Annotated in this window: 18 protein-coding genes; 5 read left to right on the forward strand and 13 right to left on the reverse strand. The window is 45.6% G+C overall.

Annotated features, from left to right (window positions below):
• Nucleotides 1–280 precede the first annotated feature (280 nt).
• The gene (locus Xinn_RS01515; RefSeq protein ID WP_422645979.1) at nt 281–1,309 is read left to right on the forward strand and encodes a sulfate ABC transporter substrate-binding protein; all 1,029 of its coding nucleotides are present in this window, start codon (nt 281–283) and stop codon (nt 1,307–1,309) included.
• Between the two features lie 83 nt (nt 1,310–1,392).
• Here the strand turns inward: Xinn_RS01515 and tpiA are convergent, their stop codons facing one another.
• A complete protein-coding gene (gene tpiA, locus Xinn_RS01520; RefSeq protein ID WP_086954964.1) occupies nt 1,393–2,160 on the reverse strand; it encodes a triose-phosphate isomerase in 768 nt (255 codons plus the stop codon).
• 138 nt (nt 2,161–2,298) lie between these two features.
• Nucleotides 2,299–2,919: a DUF1454 family protein gene (locus tag Xinn_RS01525; RefSeq protein WP_086954965.1), complete on the reverse strand. Its 621-nt coding sequence runs from the start codon at nt 2,917–2,919 to the stop codon at nt 2,299–2,301.
• 77 nt (nt 2,920–2,996) lie between these two features.
• On the opposite strand from Xinn_RS01525, the gene Xinn_RS01530 reads away from it, so the two are divergent.
• Nucleotides 2,997–3,437 carry a DUF805 domain-containing protein gene (locus Xinn_RS01530; protein WP_086954966.1) on the forward strand — a complete coding sequence of 147 codons (441 nt, stop codon included), beginning with the start codon at nt 2,997–2,999 and terminating at the stop codon, nt 3,435–3,437.
• 15 nt (nt 3,438–3,452) lie between these two features.
• On the opposite strand, the gene fpr is transcribed toward Xinn_RS01530, so the two are convergent.
• Entirely contained in the window at nt 3,453–4,199 is a 747-nt protein-coding gene (gene fpr, locus Xinn_RS01535; RefSeq protein ID WP_086954967.1) for a ferredoxin--NADP(+) reductase, read from the reverse strand.
• 397 nt (nt 4,200–4,596) lie between these two features.
• Here fpr and emrD point away from each other — a divergent pair, with 397 nt between their 5' ends.
• A complete protein-coding gene (emrD, locus tag Xinn_RS01540) occupies nt 4,597–5,781 on the forward strand; it encodes a multidrug efflux MFS transporter EmrD (protein ID WP_086954968.1) in 1,185 nt (394 codons plus the stop codon).
• 104 nt (nt 5,782–5,885) lie between these two features.
• Here emrD and glpK read toward each other — a convergent pair whose 3' ends face one another.
• Both glpK and Xinn_RS01550 read right to left on the reverse strand, forming a co-directional pair.
• Nucleotides 5,886–7,409: a glycerol kinase GlpK gene (glpK, locus tag Xinn_RS01545; protein WP_086954969.1), complete on the reverse strand. Its 1,524-nt coding sequence runs from the start codon at nt 7,407–7,409 to the stop codon at nt 5,886–5,888.
• A gap of 70 nt (nt 7,410–7,479) precedes the next feature.
• On the reverse strand, nt 7,480–8,277 hold the full coding sequence (locus Xinn_RS01550) for an MIP/aquaporin family protein (RefSeq protein WP_086954970.1): 798 nt from the start codon (nt 8,275–8,277) through the stop codon (nt 7,480–7,482).
• 390 nt (nt 8,278–8,667) lie between these two features.
• Here Xinn_RS01550 and zapB point away from each other — a divergent pair, with 390 nt between their 5' ends.
• Entirely contained in the window at nt 8,668–8,910 is a 243-nt protein-coding gene (zapB, locus tag Xinn_RS01555) for a cell division protein ZapB (RefSeq protein WP_086954971.1), read from the forward strand.
• Nucleotides 8,911–9,089: 179 nt separating this feature from the next.
• On the opposite strand, the gene rraA is transcribed toward zapB, so the two are convergent.
• The 7 genes from rraA to priA all read right to left on the reverse strand — a co-directional run bounded on the left by rraA (nt 9,090) and on the right by priA (nt 17,375).
• Complete coding sequence (gene rraA / locus Xinn_RS01560) at nt 9,090–9,599, reverse strand: ribonuclease E activity regulator RraA (RefSeq protein WP_086954972.1); 510 nt, start codon at nt 9,597–9,599, stop codon at nt 9,090–9,092.
• Between the two features lie 108 nt (nt 9,600–9,707).
• Nucleotides 9,708–10,625 (reverse strand): 1,4-dihydroxy-2-naphthoate polyprenyltransferase, encoded by a 918-nt coding sequence (locus tag Xinn_RS01565; protein ID WP_086954973.1) that lies wholly within the window; start codon nt 10,623–10,625, stop codon nt 9,708–9,710.
• A 304-nt stretch (nt 10,626–10,929) separates the two neighbouring features.
• Complete coding sequence (gene hslU, locus Xinn_RS01570; protein ID WP_086954974.1) at nt 10,930–12,261, reverse strand: ATP-dependent protease ATPase subunit HslU; 1,332 nt, start codon at nt 12,259–12,261, stop codon at nt 10,930–10,932.
• Nucleotides 12,262–12,272: 11 nt separating this feature from the next.
• Nucleotides 12,273–12,803 (reverse strand): ATP-dependent protease subunit HslV, encoded by a 531-nt coding sequence (hslV, locus tag Xinn_RS01575; RefSeq protein WP_086954975.1) that lies wholly within the window; start codon nt 12,801–12,803, stop codon nt 12,273–12,275.
• 144 nt (nt 12,804–12,947) lie between these two features.
• Nucleotides 12,948–13,775 (reverse strand): cell division protein FtsN, encoded by an 828-nt coding sequence (ftsN, locus tag Xinn_RS01580; protein ID WP_099137593.1) that lies wholly within the window; start codon nt 13,773–13,775, stop codon nt 12,948–12,950.
• A 73-nt stretch (nt 13,776–13,848) separates the two neighbouring features.
• The gene (gene cytR, locus Xinn_RS01585; RefSeq protein ID WP_086954976.1) at nt 13,849–14,874 is read right to left on the reverse strand and encodes a DNA-binding transcriptional regulator CytR; all 1,026 of its coding nucleotides are present in this window, start codon (nt 14,872–14,874) and stop codon (nt 13,849–13,851) included.
• Between the two features lie 302 nt (nt 14,875–15,176).
• Nucleotides 15,177–17,375 carry a primosomal protein N' gene (gene priA / locus Xinn_RS01590; RefSeq protein WP_086954977.1) on the reverse strand — a complete coding sequence of 733 codons (2,199 nt, stop codon included), beginning with the start codon at nt 17,373–17,375 and terminating at the stop codon, nt 15,177–15,179.
• Between the two features lie 206 nt (nt 17,376–17,581).
• Here priA and rpmE point away from each other — a divergent pair, with 206 nt between their 5' ends.
• Complete coding sequence (rpmE, locus tag Xinn_RS01595) at nt 17,582–17,794, forward strand: 50S ribosomal protein L31 (RefSeq protein ID WP_086954978.1); 213 nt, start codon at nt 17,582–17,584, stop codon at nt 17,792–17,794.
• Nucleotides 17,795–17,926: 132 nt separating this feature from the next.
• Here rpmE and metJ read toward each other — a convergent pair whose 3' ends face one another.
• On the reverse strand, nt 17,927–18,244 hold the full coding sequence (gene metJ / locus Xinn_RS01600; RefSeq protein ID WP_086954979.1) for a met regulon transcriptional regulator MetJ: 318 nt from the start codon (nt 18,242–18,244) through the stop codon (nt 17,927–17,929).
• Nucleotides 18,245–18,501 lie beyond the last annotated feature (257 nt).

Raw genomic sequence — 18,501 nt, forward strand, 5'->3', positions numbered from 1 at the left:
TACACTTCGTCTTTCAAGCTGCCTCTTTGTTGGCTACGCTCGCTCACCTCAGTCACATAGTGATCTATGCTTCTGGGGATTTACTCCCTTGCCGCCGCGACGTATATTGAAATCCATTGTGTATATCTCTTTCCTTCGATCATCCCTCCTTTTTATGCGGCATATTCCCATAATGAATAAGTGGAAATTTTAAATTATTTCTGCGGCATAACGCTTTCTGTCAATTTTACGATAAAAATCATACCCAATATTGAGGAGAGCATTTCCGATGAAATGGAAAATGATGCAGTGGAGGATAAGCCGGTATTCCCTATTGATAGTGCTATTGCTGGTTATGCTGGCGGGGAGAAATGCGTGGGCGAAAGACGTTCAGCTCCTGAATGTTTCTTATGATCCGACGCGTGAGTTATATCAGCAATATAATCAGGCATTCAGCCAATATTGGCAGCAAAAAACCGGAGATCGGGTGACGATCAGGCAATCACATGGTGGTTCAGGCAAGCAGGCAACCTCAGTTATCAATGGCCTTCAGGCAGATGTGGTGACACTGGCTCTGGCCTATGATGTGGATGCGATTGCCGAGCGTGGCCGGATTGCCAAAAATTGGCTTCATCGTTTGCCGGATAATTCAGCTCCTTACACATCAACCATTGTTTTTCTGGTGAGAAAGGGAAACCCCAAACATATAAAAGACTGGTCAGATTTAATCCGGCCTGATATTTCTGTCGTAACGCCAAATCCTAAAACATCCGGTGGAGCCCGCTGGAATTATTTGGCTGCCTGGGGATATGCTCTGGCGCATAACGATCAGGATCAGTCGAAAGCAAAAGCATTCGTGAAGGCTCTGTATAAAAATGTTGAAGTGTTAGATTCAGGTGCCCGCGGTGCAACCAATACATTTGTTGAGCGTGGGATCGGGGATGTATTGATTGCTTGGGAAAATGAAGCATTACTGGCGATTCACGCTTTAGGTAATGGAGAGCCGGGGGAAGGGAAATTCGAAATTGTGACTCCCAGTATATCTATTCTGGCAGAGCCTACTGTGTCGGTAGTCGATAAAGTTGTCGATAAACGTGGTACGCGTGAGCTGGCAACAGAATATCTGAAATACCTTTATTCCCCGGTCGGGCAGGAAATTGCCGCCAAAAATTATTATCGTCCCCGCGATAAAGCGATTGCAGAAAAGTATCGTACTGTTTTCCCTGAACTGAAATTATTCACAATTGATCAGGTATTTGGTGGCTGGGGAAAAGCGCAGAAAGAACATTTTGCCACAGGGGGAATATTTGATGAGATTATTCGCCGTTAGATAACGAAAGTTAGCCAGAATAATCACCGCCACCGTGTTTTCTGGTGGCGGTTGTGGTGTAACTATTTTACGCGTTTTTTTGTTTACGCTTTTTTCGCTTCCGCAGCCGCTTTCACGATAACGGCAAATGCATCTGCTTTCAGTGATGCTCCACCAACCAGTGCACCATCGATATCCGGTTGAGTAAACAATTCTGCTGCGTTGCTGGCGTTAACAGAACCGCCGTATTGAATAATGACCTGCTCAGCAATAGCCGCATCCTGTTTAGCAATGTGGTCGCGAATGAATTTATGAACAGCCTGTGCTTGCGCAGGAGTGGCGGATTTTCCGGTACCGATGGCCCAGACTGGCTCGTAAGCAATAACGGTATTTTTAAACGCTTCTGCACCCAGAGTGTTAAGAACCGCATCAATCTGGCGAGCGCAGACGGCTTCTGTCTGGCCTGCTTCGTTTTCCTGCTCGGTTTCACCAATGCACAGAACCGGGATCAGCCCCTGCTCTTTCAGAATAGCGAATTTTTTCGCAATAAATTCATCACTTTCTTTGTGGTAAGTACGGCGTTCAGAGTGGCCGATAATGATATATTTTGCGCCTGCATCTTTCAGCATTTCTGCGGATGTTTCGCCGGTATATGCACCAGAAAGGTTAATGCCAACATCCTGAGCGCCCAGTGCGATACGGCTGCCAGCCAGTGCATTATTTGCCAGAGTGACATAAACAGTTGGTGGTGCGATAGCGACGCCACAGCCGTCAACGTTGCTCAGTTCTTTACGCAGGCCTGCAATCAGGTCGTTAACCATGTGGGTACTGCCATTGAGTTTCCAGTTACCCATAACTAATGGATGTCGCATGTTTTTCCCTCCAACCAGAAAAATAATCAAATTGCGAACGGAATGAATGTTTTCTAGTGAACAGCGATACGCCATTCCCTATAAGCGAAAGGCCGACAGTATAAAGATCATCGGCTCGAATAGCTCTGCGCTATGTCACTAATTTTCATTTGCTGGTACGTCAGATAGTGATAGCTTAATCGGTTCAATAGCGAAGGTCATTATATTTTCGCTGCTGTTTACCATAACATAGCGTATCGCCCCTCTTTTTAGGCTGTAAAAGGGGCGTGTTTCCGACATCTTAAAAAGTTTTTCTGTTTGTATCTGAGCCTGTTCCAGAGAAAGTGTTGGTTCAAATAGTCTGGTCAGAGCAATGATATATTTTTTCGTCAGGAGAAAATTTTGCTCTTTTGCTTGCCTATCTTTGGATGGCAGTAAGGTAATTTGCAGACTTTTTATTTTTTCACTGCCTCTTTCCAGTACAGCGGAAGAGTAGATGTTTTCATTGATTTTGCTGGCAGCGCGGATAAAAGGCTGAGAGATATCAGTACTCGTAATGACCTTATATTCACGCAGCAGAATATCAGGGTGACTTTTATTGTATTTTTCCCGGAAAGTGGGGATGTTATCTTCAAAAGTAGGGGAGTCAGGCAGGAGATACATTAACTGTGGGCGCAGATCTGGTGTGACAGAAGGCTCACCCGCAACGCTTGAGAATGGTAAACCGATACCAAAAGCGATTAATATGGTCATCAGAAGTTTATTTATGCCTGTTTTCATGTTGTTACTCGCCGAATGTAAGTCGCGGAAAAAGTGTCAATGGCAGAAAAACAGTATCCACAATTGGGAAAGAATACATGACATTACAACAATGGGGATTTTCATTCAAAGGTCGTATCGGACGACGGGAGTTTTGGCTCGGAATTGGTATCTGTTTTGCTCTGCTTTTTATCCTCCTCACTCTGCATGGAATGAATGTTCTCCCCATGAACTTTGTGGCGGTATGTACGGCGCTGATATTATATCCGACAGCAGCGATTTTTTCGAAACGTCTGCATGATCGCAATAAACGTGGAGGATGGGCGTTACTGTTGATACTGGCCTGGGTATTGCTTTCTCTCGATTGGAATATGATGGCTCCGATATGGCAGTGGGGGATTGGCCGTTTCATCCCGACACTGATTTTTGTCATGATCATACTGGATTGCGGAGTATTCCGTGGAACGGAAGGCGCAAACCGTTTTGGTGAATCGGCAGAAACAGTTGAGTACATCTCCGCTGACAAAAAGGCAACTTGAAAGACGAAGTATATATTACCAATATTGCTCGCTGGTAACATGCCCCGGTTTGCGGCGCAGGTGCTTTATCATGCCACGCTGTTCTTTAAGCAATTGCTGAGTATCTCTGACCATCTGAGGATTTCCGCACAACATTACGTGGCTGTTTTCCGCCTGCATTGTTAAACCGATGGCTGATTCCATTTCGCCATTTTCAATCAGTGCCGGAATTCTCCCCATCAGTGAATTCTGGCACTGCTCCCGACTGACGATGGTCTGGACACGCAATTTACCCTGAAATGTTTTTTGCAGTTGCCGCATGAGCGGTAAATAACTTAAATCCTGCTCCCGTCTGACGGCATGAACCAGAATAATATTTTCAAATCGCTCCAGATCATTTCCCTGCTGGAGAATAGAAAGGTAAGGTCCGATACCTGTTCCTGTTGAGAGCATCCAGAGATTTTGGCAATCAGGCACTTCATCAAGAACAAAAAATCCTGCGGCCTGTTCTGTGACCAGTACTTCATCTCCAGCCTGCAAAGTAGCGAGCTGGGGGCTGAGTTTTCCTTTTGGCACGGTGACTAAATAAAACTCAAGATTATCGTCATTAGGGGCGTTGATATAGGAATATGCGCGCTGGATGCGTTCCCCTCCCACTTCGAGAGCAAGTTTTGCAAATTGGCCAGCCGTAAATCTTTCTATTGGGGCGCGTAGCTTGATACTGAATAGTGAGTCTGTCCAATTGGTGATGTTAGTAACTTTTCCTGTAACCCAGTTTGCCATTGCATTTAGCCTCTCTGCACTATTATTACGCTGTGAATTTACTACGGTATGAATTGTACGGAGTGAATTGGATTCTACGCGATTGAGGGAAATAGCCTTATCGATTACGTGTTGCAGTCTAATTAACTGTATTTTTGTTGTATTTTAAGATGGATATGTACACTTTTATTGACATTGATGGGGGATGTCACTGCAATTTTTTCCTCATGTAAAATTGTATACTGCCGATAAAAATATACATTGCTCAGTAAAATTTAACCTAATGAAGCCAGTATGTCGGGTTTGTTTATTAATAACCTGAGGGCTTTGTTGTCGTCGTCAGAACCGCCTGATTAATAGAATGTGTATATTAATCAGACTAATATTATTTGCTTAAATAAAATTGTATGTAAATGCGATGAAAAAAATAGCACATTTAAATTTATTGCTGATGTTAATTGCGTTAGCCGCTGTCGGGCAAATGACCCAGACAATTTATGTACCGGTTATTGCTGATATGGCGAATAGCTTCAATAAACCGGCAGGTGAAGTACAACGGGTTATGGCAGCTTATTTGTTTGCTTATGGGTTTTCACAGCTCTTTTATGGTCCATTGTCGGATAAAGTCGGTCGTCGTCCGGTAATTTTGGCGGGAATGTCCGTTTTTCTGGTTGCGACAATATGCGCCTTGTTTTCGCCCAGTTTATTGGTGTTGGTCATTGCCAGTGTACTTCAGGGGCTGGGAACAGGCGTTGCTGGTGTCATGATACGCACTGTGCCAAGAGATTTATATACGGGATCACCGCTGCGTTGTGCTAATAGCCTATTGAATATGGCGATATTGGTTAGTCCTTTATTAGCCCCAATGATAGGTGGTGTAGTGGGTCATTATTTTGGCTGGCGTGCCTGCTATTGGTTTTTATTATTGCTGGGTTCAAGCGTGCTGTTATTTTTATTCCGCTCCCTGCCGGAAACCCGGCCAGAGCAGGCAGCGCAGAGTACAATGCTGGTTTCCTTCCATCAGTTGCTGTCCAATGATATTTTTGTTTCTTATCTGATTATGCTGATCGGCGGTCTGGCAGGTGTGGCTGTTTTTGAAGCCAGCTGTGGGGTTTTACTGGGAGCAGTTTTAGGGCTGGATAGCTTAACCGTCAGTATTTTGTTTATTCTGCCGATCCCGGCTGCATTTTTTGGCGCATGGTATGCCGGACGTGAAAACAAAACGTTTTATCAGCTGGTCTGGAGAGCTGTTATTTGCTGTCTGCTGGCAGGGACATTGATGTGGCTACCCGGCTGGTTTGGCATTATGAATGTCTGGACGTTGCTGCTTCCGGCTGCGTTGTTCTTTTTTGGCGCGGGTATGTTGTTTCCGCTGGCGACTACCGGTGCGATGGAACCATTCCCTTATCTGGCTGGTGCGGCAGGGGCTTTGGTCGGTGGATTACAGAATGTAGGTTCGGGGGTGACCACATGGTTATCGGCGATGTTGCCGCAAAATAGCCAATTCAGCGTTGGTATGCTGATGTTCTGTATGGCAGTGCTTATTTTATTGTGCTGGCTGCCTATCTCTCAGAAGATCCAGCAGCAGGAGCACACAGCCTGAGGTACAGAATACCTTTCAGGTTGCAGCCAGTAAAATCGCACTGGCATCTAAACAGACGGCTAAAAAGCTCTGACATTGTTTTGTCAGAGCTTCCCTTTTAAGCGTTAAGCACGGTCTTCCCATTCCTGAGCGCGGGCAACAGCTTTTTTCCAGCCATTGTATTTGTGATTGCGCTCTGTGGTTTCGATGCCGGGGCGGAACTCTTTTTCGATGATCGCCTTACTTTTCACTTCATCAAGATCTTTCCAGAATCCGACAGCCAGACCAGCAAGGAATGCCGCACCTAATGCGGTACTTTCGCGGACTTCAGGCCGCTCTACACGAGTGCCGAGGATGTCAGACTGGAACTGCATCAGGAAATTATTCGCCACTGCACCACCATCTACACGCAGCGCCTGCAAACGTGCACCGGAATCAGCCTGCATTGCATCCAATACATCACGAGTCTGGTAAGCGATTGATTCAAGCGTTGCCCGAATAATGTGGTTGCTGTTTGCTCCGCGGGTCAGTCCGAAAATGGCGCCACGGGCGTAAGGGTCCCAATAAGGCGCGCCAAGTCCGGTAAAGGCCGGAACAACATAAACACCGTTGCTGTCCTGCACTTTTGTGGCGAAGTATTCGGAGTCTGCTGCATCTGCGATAAGTTTCAGTTCATCACGCAGCCACTGGATAGATGCCCCTCCGACGAATACCGCACCTTCCAGAGCGTAATTAACTTCTCCTCGCGGTCCACAGGCGATAGTGGTCAGCAAGCCGTGGCTGGAGCGTACTGCATCAGTTCCTGTATTCATCAGCAGGAAGCAGCCAGTGCCATAAGTATTCTTTGCCATGCCCGGATTGACACACAGCTGGCCGTAAAGTGCGGCCTGCTGATCACCGGCAATACCAGCGATCGGAATACGTGTGCCGCCTTTACCGCCGATGTTAGTCTGACCATAAATTGCAGAAGAGGCCGCAACTTTTGGCAGCATAACGCGGGGAATTTCCAGCTCATCAAGGATCTTCTGATCCCAGTCGAGGTCATGGATGTTGAACAGCATGGTACGGGATGCGTTGGTATAGTCGGTAACATGTACGCGACCTTGGGTCATTTTCCAGACCAGCCATGTATCAACCGTACCAAACAGCAGTTCACCATTTTCAGCGCGATGGCGGATACCTTCAACATTATCCAGAATCCATTTTATTTTTGTCCCGGAAAAATAAGGGTCGATAACCAGACCAGTGTTATGACGGATATATTCTTCCAGCCCTTCTTTTTTCTTCAGGCGGGTACAGATATCTGCGGTCCGGCGGCACTGCCATACAATGGCATTATAAACTGGCTTGCCCGTCTCTTTTTCCCAGACAATTGTGGTTTCCCGTTGATTCGTAATGCCGATACTGGCAATTTGATCTGAACGGATATCTGCTTTTGCCAGTACTTCAACCAGTGTTGAACTTTGGCTGGCCCAAATTTCCATCGGATCATGTTCTACCCAGCCTGGTTTAGGGTATATTTGTGGAAATTCACGCTGTGAAATACTGACAATATTGGCATCATGATCAAGTATCACAGCCCGTGAGCTGGTTGTTCCCTGATCCAGCGCAACGATATATTTTTTATCAGTGGTATTTTCTGTTGTCATAACTATAACCTGGTCTTATTTAATAATTTTTTATTTTTTAATCTGTTATCATCTCTGAATATAGGCAAAACTAATTTTCACGTGGCAAATGGCGGGAAATTAGTTTGCGGTAACCAAATGCACCCAGAATGGCACCAACAATGGGGGCTACCAATGGAACAAGGAAATAAGGGATATCCCGACCTCCGGTCAGAGCAATATTTCCCCATCCGGCAAGATAAGCAACTAATTTAGGCCCAAAATCACGAGCGGGATTTAGAGCAAACCCGGTCAGAGGGCCAAAAGAACCACCGATAACGGCAATCAGAATACCGATAGTCAATGGTGCCAAAGGGCCACGTGGAATACCGTTGCCATCGTCTGTCAGAGCTAGGATCAGGCAAAGCAAAACAGCCGCGATGATAACTTCAATAATAAATGCATGAAATACGGATATTTGTGATGCAGGGTAAGTGGAAAAGACGCCAGCCGTGAAAAGGCTTTCTTGTGACCCACGAACAATGTTGTGAACTTGCTCATAATCAAGGAAAAGGTTGTAATACATCATATAGACAATAGCTGCGGCGACAAAACCGCCCAGCATTTGGGCAATGATGTAAGGAAGCACTTTTTTTCTGTCAAAACTGGCAAATAGGCATAGAGCAATAGTTACTGCTGGATTAAGGTGTGCACCGGAAATTCCGGCAGTAAGGTAAACAGCCAGGGCAACGCCAAAGCCCCAGATAATGCTGATTTCCCACAGGCCAAGCTGTGCTCCTGCAACACGTGCAGCAGCAACACAGCCTAAGCCGAAGAATACAAGCAACGCTGTACCCAGAAACTCTGAAATACATTGACCTGATAATGTTGGAGTAGTGGTCTGGCTCATTTCTATATCCTATAAAAAAGTACAGAGAGGAGATTAATTATTAGTCCTTTCTTACGGCGTTCTGATTACGCAGAGAAAGGTGGTGTGAATTTATCGTTAATGAGCGGAAACGAGAAATAGCGAAATTGAAATCTGCGTGTTGCGTCAACAAAATGAGCGAATTCGCATTTAATTGTGGTTTTATTTGTCGTTGAAATGTGATCTTATCTTCATTTAGGATTAGTCACTATATTTCTCGTTATACCCGGTATATTTCGGGTTACCTCGTGTCGTGAACACGGAGGCAGCTCGCAAGATGAAGGGTATATGCCACACATTAGAAGTATGAAACTAGACAGGCGCTAGCAGGCTAAATACAATCAAGGCATTGCTTATAAGAGGGGCTCGAGAATGTCATTTGAAGTTTTTGAAAAGCTGGAATCTAAAGTTCAGCAGGCAATTGATACCATTACTTTGCTGCAAATGGAAATTGAAGAATTAAAGGAACAGAACGCAGTGCTATCTCAGGATGTCCAGAATGCGGCCGACAGCCGTGATTCACTGGTACGTGAAAATGAGCAGCTTAAACAAGAACAATCAGCATGGCAGGATCGCCTGCGTACCTTGTTGGGTAAAATGGAAGACGTGCAATAAAGTCTCTGCTGGTTTTTTTACAGAAAGGCAGCTTTACAAAAAGATTGTCTTGTAGAAAATGATTTTGCAAAAAAAGGGCGAGAGTTACTGCGCCCTTTTTTATAAATCTGTCTCATGCGACTGCCTCACCCTGAATAGGGAGTGATGGCAGGACGATCGGTTATTTATTACAGCGGTTATTACACGGCATTATTATATTCATCTTCATCAATTTCCAGCGGAACTTCTGATAAAATCATTCCCGTATTGTCAGCATAAAGATAATCACCGGAAAAGAAAGTCACTCCGCCAAAATTCACTCTGATATCGCTGTCCCCAATGCCTTCACTGCTGGAGCCTGCCGGGATTGCAGCCATCGCCTGAATACCGATATCAAATTCAGCAAGGTAGTCTACCTGACGCACTGCGCCATAAACGACAATGCCTTCCCATTCGTTATTAACTGCAAGTTGAGCCAGCTCGGCATCAACCAGAGCCTTGCGTACCGATCCGCCACCATCAACAAGCAAAATCCGCCCGCGACCTTGCTCTTCCAGCAAGTCATAGAGCAGTCCGTTGTCTTCGAAACATTTCACTGTGATGATTTGACCACCAAATGAAGTACGCCCACCAAAGTTGGAAAATAATGGTTCTACCACATTCACATCTTCTTGATAGATATCACAAAGTTCGGAAGTATCATATTTCATGGGATTTACGTCTGGTTTATGCAAGGAACGGACAGTATATCCTTTTAAGGCCAGTGTTGGCAAAATCATCAATCTTAAAACGTGAGTATAAAATTGATATGTACTCGCTTAATTAAGTATTAATCCTATAGAAAACAGGATATTGGTCAAGAGTGCTACTTTGACCATCTGCACCAACTGGGGACGCATACCTTCGGCAGTTGGATCGCGCAGTACCTGCAAAACATGCTTCAATAGCATGGGTGAGGCAAGTAAAAATAACCAGCTATACCAGTTGTTCAGATACAGAAGCGTAAAGGCAATAAAGCAGAACATCGCTCCCGCAAGCAGAGCGGCGTGGTAATAACGGGCTTTTGTGCCACCAAGCCTGACTGCCAGTGTATTTTTGCCATTTTGGCTGTCTGTTTCGATATCCCGCAGATTGTTAATATTTAACACAGCGACAGAGAGTAAACCACAGGCAGTGGCTGGCAGAACGGTACTTAAAGAAAAAGTATGGGCCTGTAAATAATAGGTACCAAGAACACTTAACCAGCCAAAGAAAATCAGGACAGAAAGATCACCCAGCCCCATATAGCCGTATGGTTTGGCACCTACCGTATAAGTAATTGCTGCAATAATTGCCAGTAAACCTAATCCCAGAAAACCGATAATATCGCTGGTGCTTTGGCAGGCGGCAGTGATAAGAGCAATGCCTGACAAACAGGAGAGCAGCACAGTAATTTTTAGTGCGGTTTTCATTTGTTGGGCGGTAATCAGTCCTTTTTGCATCCCCCGCTTTGGACCGATACGCTGTTCTGTATCACTGCCTTTGGTGACATCACCGTAATCATTGGCAAGGTTGGACAGAATTTGTAGCAGGGAGGCGGTCAGGAAAGCTAATAACGCCACAGACCAGCTAAAATGACCGCTCCATGAAGCAAGGGCGGAGCCTGTCATAATCGCAGCGATAGCCAGCGGAAGGGTCTTCGGACGCAAACTTTCCAGCCATGCCTGTATTTGACTGCTTGTCGTTGTTGAGTTCATATTGTCATCAAATATGTCATGTGTGATATACCCTTCGTCTTTCAAGCCGCCTCTTTGTTGGCTGCGTTCACTCACCCCAGTCACATAGTTATCTATGCTTCTGGAGATTACTGAGAGGCTCCTGCCTCTCACCGGAGGCCAGCCTTTGGCTGGGCAAATTCGTTCCCGACGAATTTGTCATTCCCTTGCCGCCGCGATGCATCTTGAAATTCATTGGGTATAAATTTTGATTTAAGCAAAATAGAGAAATGGGAGGCAAGCCTCCCATTCCATTTTTACTGTGATTAAGCAGAATCCAGCTCGATTACAGGATGAATCGGCTCAGATCTTCATCAGCGACCAGCTCATCTAAGTGGGTTTTGACGTAGTCAGCGTTAATTTCTACTGACTGACCCTGAGATTCGCTGGCGTCGAAAGAGATATCTTCCATCATACGCTCAAGAACAGTATGCAGACGGCGGGCACCAATATTTTCGGTTGTTTCATTAACCTGCCATGCAGCTTCTGCGATTTTGCGAATACCATCAGCGGTAAATTCAATGTGCATGCCTTCTGTTGCCATTAATGCTTTGTACTGTTCTGTCAGTGAAGCATTTGGCTCTGTCAGAATGCGTTCAAAATCTTCGGTAGTCAAAGCTTCCAATTCGACGCGGATCGGCAGACGACCCTGTAGTTCCGGGATCAAATCGGAAGGGCTGGAAACCTGAAATGCACCAGAAGCAATGAACAGAATATGGTCGGTTTTTACCATGCCATGCTTGGTGGAAACAGTACAACCTTCAACCAATGGTAGCAGGTCGCGCTGGACACCTTCACGGGAAACATCTGGGCCGGAACTCTGACCACGTTTACAGATTTTATCGATTTCATCAATAAAGACGATGCCGTGCTGTTCAACCGCATCAATGGCCTGTTGTTTCAGTTCTTCAGGATTCACCAGCTTCGCAGCTTCTTCTTCCACCAGCAGCTTGAATGCGTCTTTGATTTTCATCTTACGGCTTTTCTGACGCTGACCAGACAGGTTCTGGAACATAGACTGTAATTGGTTGGTCATTTCTTCCATGCCCGGAGGCGCCATGATTTCGACACCAACCGGCGCAGCAGCCACTTCGATTTCAATCTCTTTCTCATCCAGCTGACCTTCACGCAGTTTCTTGCGGAATGTCTGACGGGTTGAAGATTGTTCCGGCTGCTCTTCAGCTTGTCCCCAGTTGTTTTTCGCCGGAGGCAGCAAAACATCCAGAATGCGTTCTTCTGCCAGTTCTTCAGCGCGATAGCGGTTTTTCTCAATGGATTGCAGGCGCACCATTTTGACTGCCGCATCAGTCAGATCGCGGATAATGGAATCAACTTCCTTACCGACATAACCCACTTCAGTGAATTTTGTTGCTTCAACTTTGATAAAAGGAGCATTGGCCAGTTTAGCCAGACGACGGGCGATTTCGGTTTTACCAACACCAGTTGGGCCAATCATCAGAATATTTTTCGGAGTCACTTCGTAACGCAGTGATTCATCTAACTGCATACGACGCCAGCGGTTACGCAGAGCGATGGCAACAGCACGCTTTGCTTTATCCTGACCGATGATGTGGTTGTCAAGTTCGCTGACAATTTCGCGAGGAGTCATTTCAGACATGCTATCTATCCTTACGCTTTTGAAGGCAGTTCTTCGAAGTTATGATTTTGGTTGGTGTAGATACAGATATCGCCAGCGATAGTCAGGGCGCGTTCTGCGATTTCGCGGGCACTGAGTTCAGTGGTTTCCAGCATTGCGCGCGCAGCAGCCTGTGCATATGAACCACCTGAGCCAATAGCGATCAGATCATTTTCTGGCTGAATCACGTCACCATTACCTGTAATAATCAGAGATGCACTTTCATCTGCAACGGCAAGCAGGGCTTCCAGCTTACGGAGCATTCTGTCTGTCCGCCAATCTTTTGCAAGTTCAACAGCAGCTTTGGTCAGGTGCCCCTGATGCATTTCCAGTTTGCGTTCAAACAGCTCGAATAGGGTAAAGGCATCTGCGGTGCCGCCAGCAAAACCTGCAATAACTTTGTCATTATAAAGGCGGCGTACTTTGCGAACATTGCCTTTCATAACGGTATGGCCCATTGTTGCTTGTCCATCACCACCGATGACGACCTGGCCATTACGGCGAACACTTACGATTGTAGTCACGAGTTAGCCCCTGGTTACAAAATATGAAGATGGCATACACGCTGCTTTTATTTACCAAGACCTTGGCTGATAAGCCGTAATTGTTTATCAAAATCAGCGTGTATACGTTATTAGAGATCAAGATGGGGGGAACTTTTTGATTTTTCAACCCCCGGCAGGGCGGAGAATACAGCTGGGAATACCTGTATTAGTAACACGTCTGTGCATTTTTTCTGCACTTTCTTTGTTTTTATACGGCCCTAATACCACTCGGTTCCAACTGTCCTTGGTAGTGATCTTACTCTCAATACCTGCCAGCGCAAGGTTGGCACGGACAGATTCTGCCTGTTCCATCGTACGGAACGAACCGCATTGTAACATTAATCGTGATTCATTCGTCTCTGCCTTTGACTTACTGGTTTTATCGGATGCCTGAGGTTGAGGCACCTGTGCCTGAGACGGCTGGAGTGGTACTGACGACTTATTTTGCTGTGGTGCATATTCTGAAGGTAGCGTTTGTGCCGGAGGATTGATAATTACACGTGAGCGCGGCACCGATTGACTGTTATAGGGCACTTCAGCTAATTGAACAGGAGCCTGACGCATATCGGCCTGCATCTGGTCAAGTAACTGGCGTTGCTCAGGGGTCAGCTCTGTTGGCCGGTTGTTTGGCTGAGCCGGTGCTGTCGATGAATCCTGAATTGATGGCAGGCCAACAGGCCGGTTTTCCAGCTCTTTAATGTAGCTCCAGCGTTCTTCCGGTTTTGGTGGCAGGCTATGGCCTTTAGGCTGGTGAGCAACCGGCGGTATATTTTTTTCATTTTTATGTTTAGTGTGTGTGATGAAATAAAGCCCACTAATAAATGTGACGATCAGGGCTACAGCAATGACTAGTAGTGTTTTAGGCAGCCCTTTAGCCTGTTTTTTTTTCTTACCAGAACCTTTTTTGCGGGGATTAGCATGCCCGCGACCCACATAATCTCGTTGTGCCACTGTATTTAATTCGCTGAGTTATTAAAAAATTAAGGAGTAAATACCTAATGTTACTGAACATACCGCAATTTGCCTAGCTTTTAGGCGGACAAGTACTTCCACGAATAAGAAGTTCGGCATCCAGTAATCGTGAACCTTTCGAAACCATACGGCCCTGAAGTTGTTCCAGCAGCAAAAGCATTGAATTATGCCCAATGTCATAACATGGCTGAGCCACGGTTGTCAGCGGGGGATCGCTATATTGCGCCATACTGATATTATCAAAACCAATAATGGAAAGATCTTCTGGTAATTTTAACCCCATTTTTTTAGCTTGCCACATAGCACCGATTGCCATGACATCACTATGGCAGAAAATAGCGGTGGGGGGCTTGGGAAGAGTGAGCAGTTTTCCTGCTAATTCAGCGCCACTTTCATGGGTAAAATCCCCACTGATAATGTATTCATCCCGGATAGGGATACCGGCACGGCGTAACGCCTGAATGTAACCCTGAAGCCGATACTGGCACAGGGGCATTGATTCTGGCCCACTAATACAGGCGATGCGCTTATGGCCGAGTGCTTGCAGGTGGTGAGTAGCATTGAAAGCAGAGGTCAGGTTATCAATATGGACGGTAGGCAGCTCCAGCTCAGGTGCGAATTCGTTAGCCATTACCATGGGAGGCATATTTTTCTGTTCTTCTTTGGAAACATCGAACGGAATATTTGAGCCGAGCAGTATCATGCCATCAATACGTTTGGTGATCAGCAGGTTAATAAAGGCATGTTCCTGTTGCTGTTGGTGTTTACAGTCTCCAATCAGAACCAGATAGCCATGTTGTGCAGCGGCTTCCTCAATGCCACGGATAATTTCATTGAAGAAAGGATCACAGATATTGGGAACAATGACCAGAATGGCTCTGGATTCATTCCGCCTTAAATTTTTAGTGAGATTATGGGGGTAGTAGCCCACTTCCAGTACTGCATTTTCTACTTTTTGGCGGGTGTGTGCAGAAACTTTATCAGGATTCATTAGCGTTCTTGATACAGTTGCGGTAGAAACACCTGCTACTTTGGCTACATCTTTCATTGTCGCCAGTGCACAATTCTTTTTTTCCATAGCCACTCCTCGCTTTTTACCGGCAGTAAAACGATTGCTATCCGCAAATAAAAAAAATTAACGTCAAAAAAACGCCAGTCATTTCTGTGGGTGAAACGCTGGCGGGTTCGTTTTCTACAGTCATATTAATAAATCCATTTTAAACAGATTAACAGTTCAAGCCGTTACTTTGTTTGCATAAAAAATGTGATACGCATCATTTCTTAGAGCTGCTTCGCAAATTAAGGAAATAAGCTTTACTGTTTTCATGGACTTTTGCGTGATTTTGAGTTTTTTATAACAGCACAGGGAGCGTGTTTTCATCAACTTTCAGTCGGGTCGACATCAATATTCCACTTTACTTTACGTCCCAGTGGCAATGCTGTAATACCCGGATAGATCTCTGTCATCATTTTCTGAAGAAAAATACGTGAAGGATGCTGTATCAGTAATTGCCAGCGATAACGACCACTGCGTTTGGCCTGCAAAGCGGGGACTGGGCCCATAATCCATAGCTGTTCATTATGCAGGGGATGTTGTTCAAATAGCTGGCGCAGTTGCTGTAAAAAAGCAGGTGCCTGTTGGTTATCGTGATCTTCTGATCGCAGCATGATATGGCTGACAAAAGGAGGTAAAAGAACTTGCTGACGCTCTTCTATTGCTTGCTGGGCAAATTTATCATAGCCTTTTTCCAGCAATATCTGTAAAAGCGGGTGTTCAGGATGATGTGTCTGAAGTACCACTTCTCCCTGTTTTCCGGCACGTCCTGCCCGCCCAGAAACCTGAGTATACAATTGTGCAAAGCGCTCAGCGGCGCGGAAATCGGCAGAAAACAGCGCGCCGTCGACATCCAGTAAAGCAACGAGTGTGACATCGGGGAAATGGTGGCCTTTTGCCAGCATTTGGGTTCCGATCAGAATACGGGCGCCTCCCTGATGGACATCAGCCAGCTGTTGCTCCAAAGCACCTTTGCGGCTGGTCGTATCTCTATCGATGCGCGTAACAGGAATATCGGGAAATAATTGGCTGATACCATCTTCAAGCTGCTCCGTTCCCAGTCCTACCGGAATGAGATTTGTTGTCCCGCATTGCGGACACTGGCGCGGAATGGGTCGTTGACTATCGCAGTGATGACAACGCAGATGGCGATGATTCTGATGAAGCGTGTAATAGTGGTCACAACGCTGACATTCGGCTATCCAGCCACACTCATGGCAGAGCAGGGCCGGTGAATAACCGCGCCGATTCAGGAACAGAATTACCTGATTATCGGCTTTTAAATGTTCTCTAATGCGGTTAATCAGTGGTTGAGATAAACCGACAGTCAACGGCAAGCCTTTCATATCCAACAAGTGCTGAGTTGCTGGCTGCGCGTGACCTGCTCGTTTAGTCAAAGTAAGCTGTCGGTATTTACCCTGCTGTACATTATGCAATGTCTCCAGTGCAGGGGTCGCTGTTCCCAGAATGATGGGAATACTCTCTTTTTTGGCCCGGAATACCGCCAGATCACGGGCATGATAGCGCCAGCCCTCCTGTTGTTTATAAGAACTGTCATGTTCTTCATCAATAATGATGACACCTAAGTGAGCAAAAGGCGTAAACAGTGCGGAGCGGGTGCCGATGACAATCGCATTTTCTCCTCGTCTGGCTCTTAGCCATACTGATAATCTTTCACTGTCATTCAGGGCTGAATGCAGTACATCGACAGGCGCTTTGAAACGCTCTCTGAACCGTCGGATAGTCTGGGGGGTTAAACCAATTTCAGGGACTAAAATTAACGCCTGCTTTCCCTGTTCCAGAATATTTTCCAACACACTCAGGTAAACTTCAGTTTTGCCTGAACCCGTGATACCGGCAAGTAACCAGGGAGAGAAAGTTTGATCTTCTGCACGAATAGCCCCAACTGCTGTGGCTTGTTCAGCGTTGAGTTTCAGGCGTTCGCCGATAATCTGAAAATGCTCATGCCAATTCTCAGCTTCCGGTTGTACCGGATGTAATTCAATGAGTCCTTTTTTTTTCAGTGCCTGTAGTGCACTTTCGCTGATTTCTAATTCAGAAACCTGATGACGATAAACGGATTGCTGGCGCAGTCTGGCTAATGCCTGTTGCTGTTTGGCGGAGCGTTTAAGCTGCTCTGGTGGTACTTGCTGACCAGTTTCTGTGATCTGCCATTGCCAGAGTGGGGAAAATTCAGCCGGTTTGCCCTGCCGCAGCAAAACAGGCATAGCATGAAAAAGCACTTCTCCGAGTGGGTAGTGATAATAGCTGGCAGACCACTGAAGCAAATGCCAGAGATCGTCAGGGAAAAGTGTTGATTCATCAAGAAGTTCAGTAATTGATTTCAGTTGTTCAGGCGAGAATTCACTGTTATCGGTGATCCCGGTAACAATACCGATTGCACTGCGTTTGCCAAAAGGTACGCGAACCCTTATTCCTAGAGCGGGAACGGGCAATCCTTCAGGTAACAGGTAATCAAAAGAGCGGGCCAAAGGGACAGGTAACGCAACCTGAACAACTGTCATAAAGTGATTTCCAGATGATTAATGGCAAACAGATAAACAAAGAGTATCATAGCAACTCAGCAGATTTCATTGCGCAATAAAACGATATTCTGTATGATCCGCCGCCTTTGGTACAAAAATTACCGAACTTATTTTAATCAACACGACGTGTGGTGTCTGGCGGCAATAAGGCCGGATAGCGACACGGCCTTAACAGAGGTTTTCCCATGAGACAAGGTATTCACCCTAAATACGAAGAAATTACTGCATCCTGCTCTTGCGGTAACGTTATCAAAATCAAATCTACTGGTCACGATCTGAACCTGGACGTTTGTGGTGCATGCCACCCGTTCTACACTGGTAAGCAGCGTGACGTTGCGACTGGTGGTCGTGTTGATCGCTTTAACAAACGTTTCAGCGTTCCAGGCGCTAAGAAGTAATTCTTACTGCCAAGCAAAAACGCCCGGTGTATGCACTGGGCGTTTTTGTTTTAATTACATATTCTGGTTGTTTCAAGTCGCAGCACAACTCGTAGTACAACATAGAAACAACGAGTTGAGATAAAGAAAATATCAATATTCCCAAGTTTCGGGATCGATCCCACATTCACGCATTATGACTTTGGCTGCTTCAGGGATTTCATCATGACGCTCTTTGCGTAAGTCATCATCGTCAGGCAGAGGCTGGCCGGTGAACGCATGGAGAAACGCCTCACACAGCAATTCGCTATTTGTTGCATGACGCAAATTATTTACCTGACGACGGGTACGTTCATCAGTCAGGATCTTCAATACCTTTAATGGAATTGAAACCGTAATTTTTTTGACCTGTTCACTTTTTTTGCCATGTTCAGCATAAGGGCTGACATACTCACCATTCCACTCAGCCATGAGATACCTTAAATAGTTTTAAATCAAGCAATTGAAATCAGAAATAAAATAAATTATTTCTGAACTATGTTCGTGTCGATAATTCAGCATTTTAGCATATCTCCCCTATTGACTATATCGCTACGGTTAAGGAATTCAGAAAATATGCCCTAATCTGATATCAAAACAGGGGTAATAGTCGGATTGTATTATTAAAGCGTAAATTATTTTGGATGTCTAGATGTGTTGACGTCTATATTTCTGGCGGTTATTCTTCT

Source organism: Xenorhabdus innexi, assembly GCF_002632485.1.
Lineage (GTDB): Bacteria > Pseudomonadota > Gammaproteobacteria > Enterobacterales > Enterobacteriaceae > Xenorhabdus > Xenorhabdus innexi.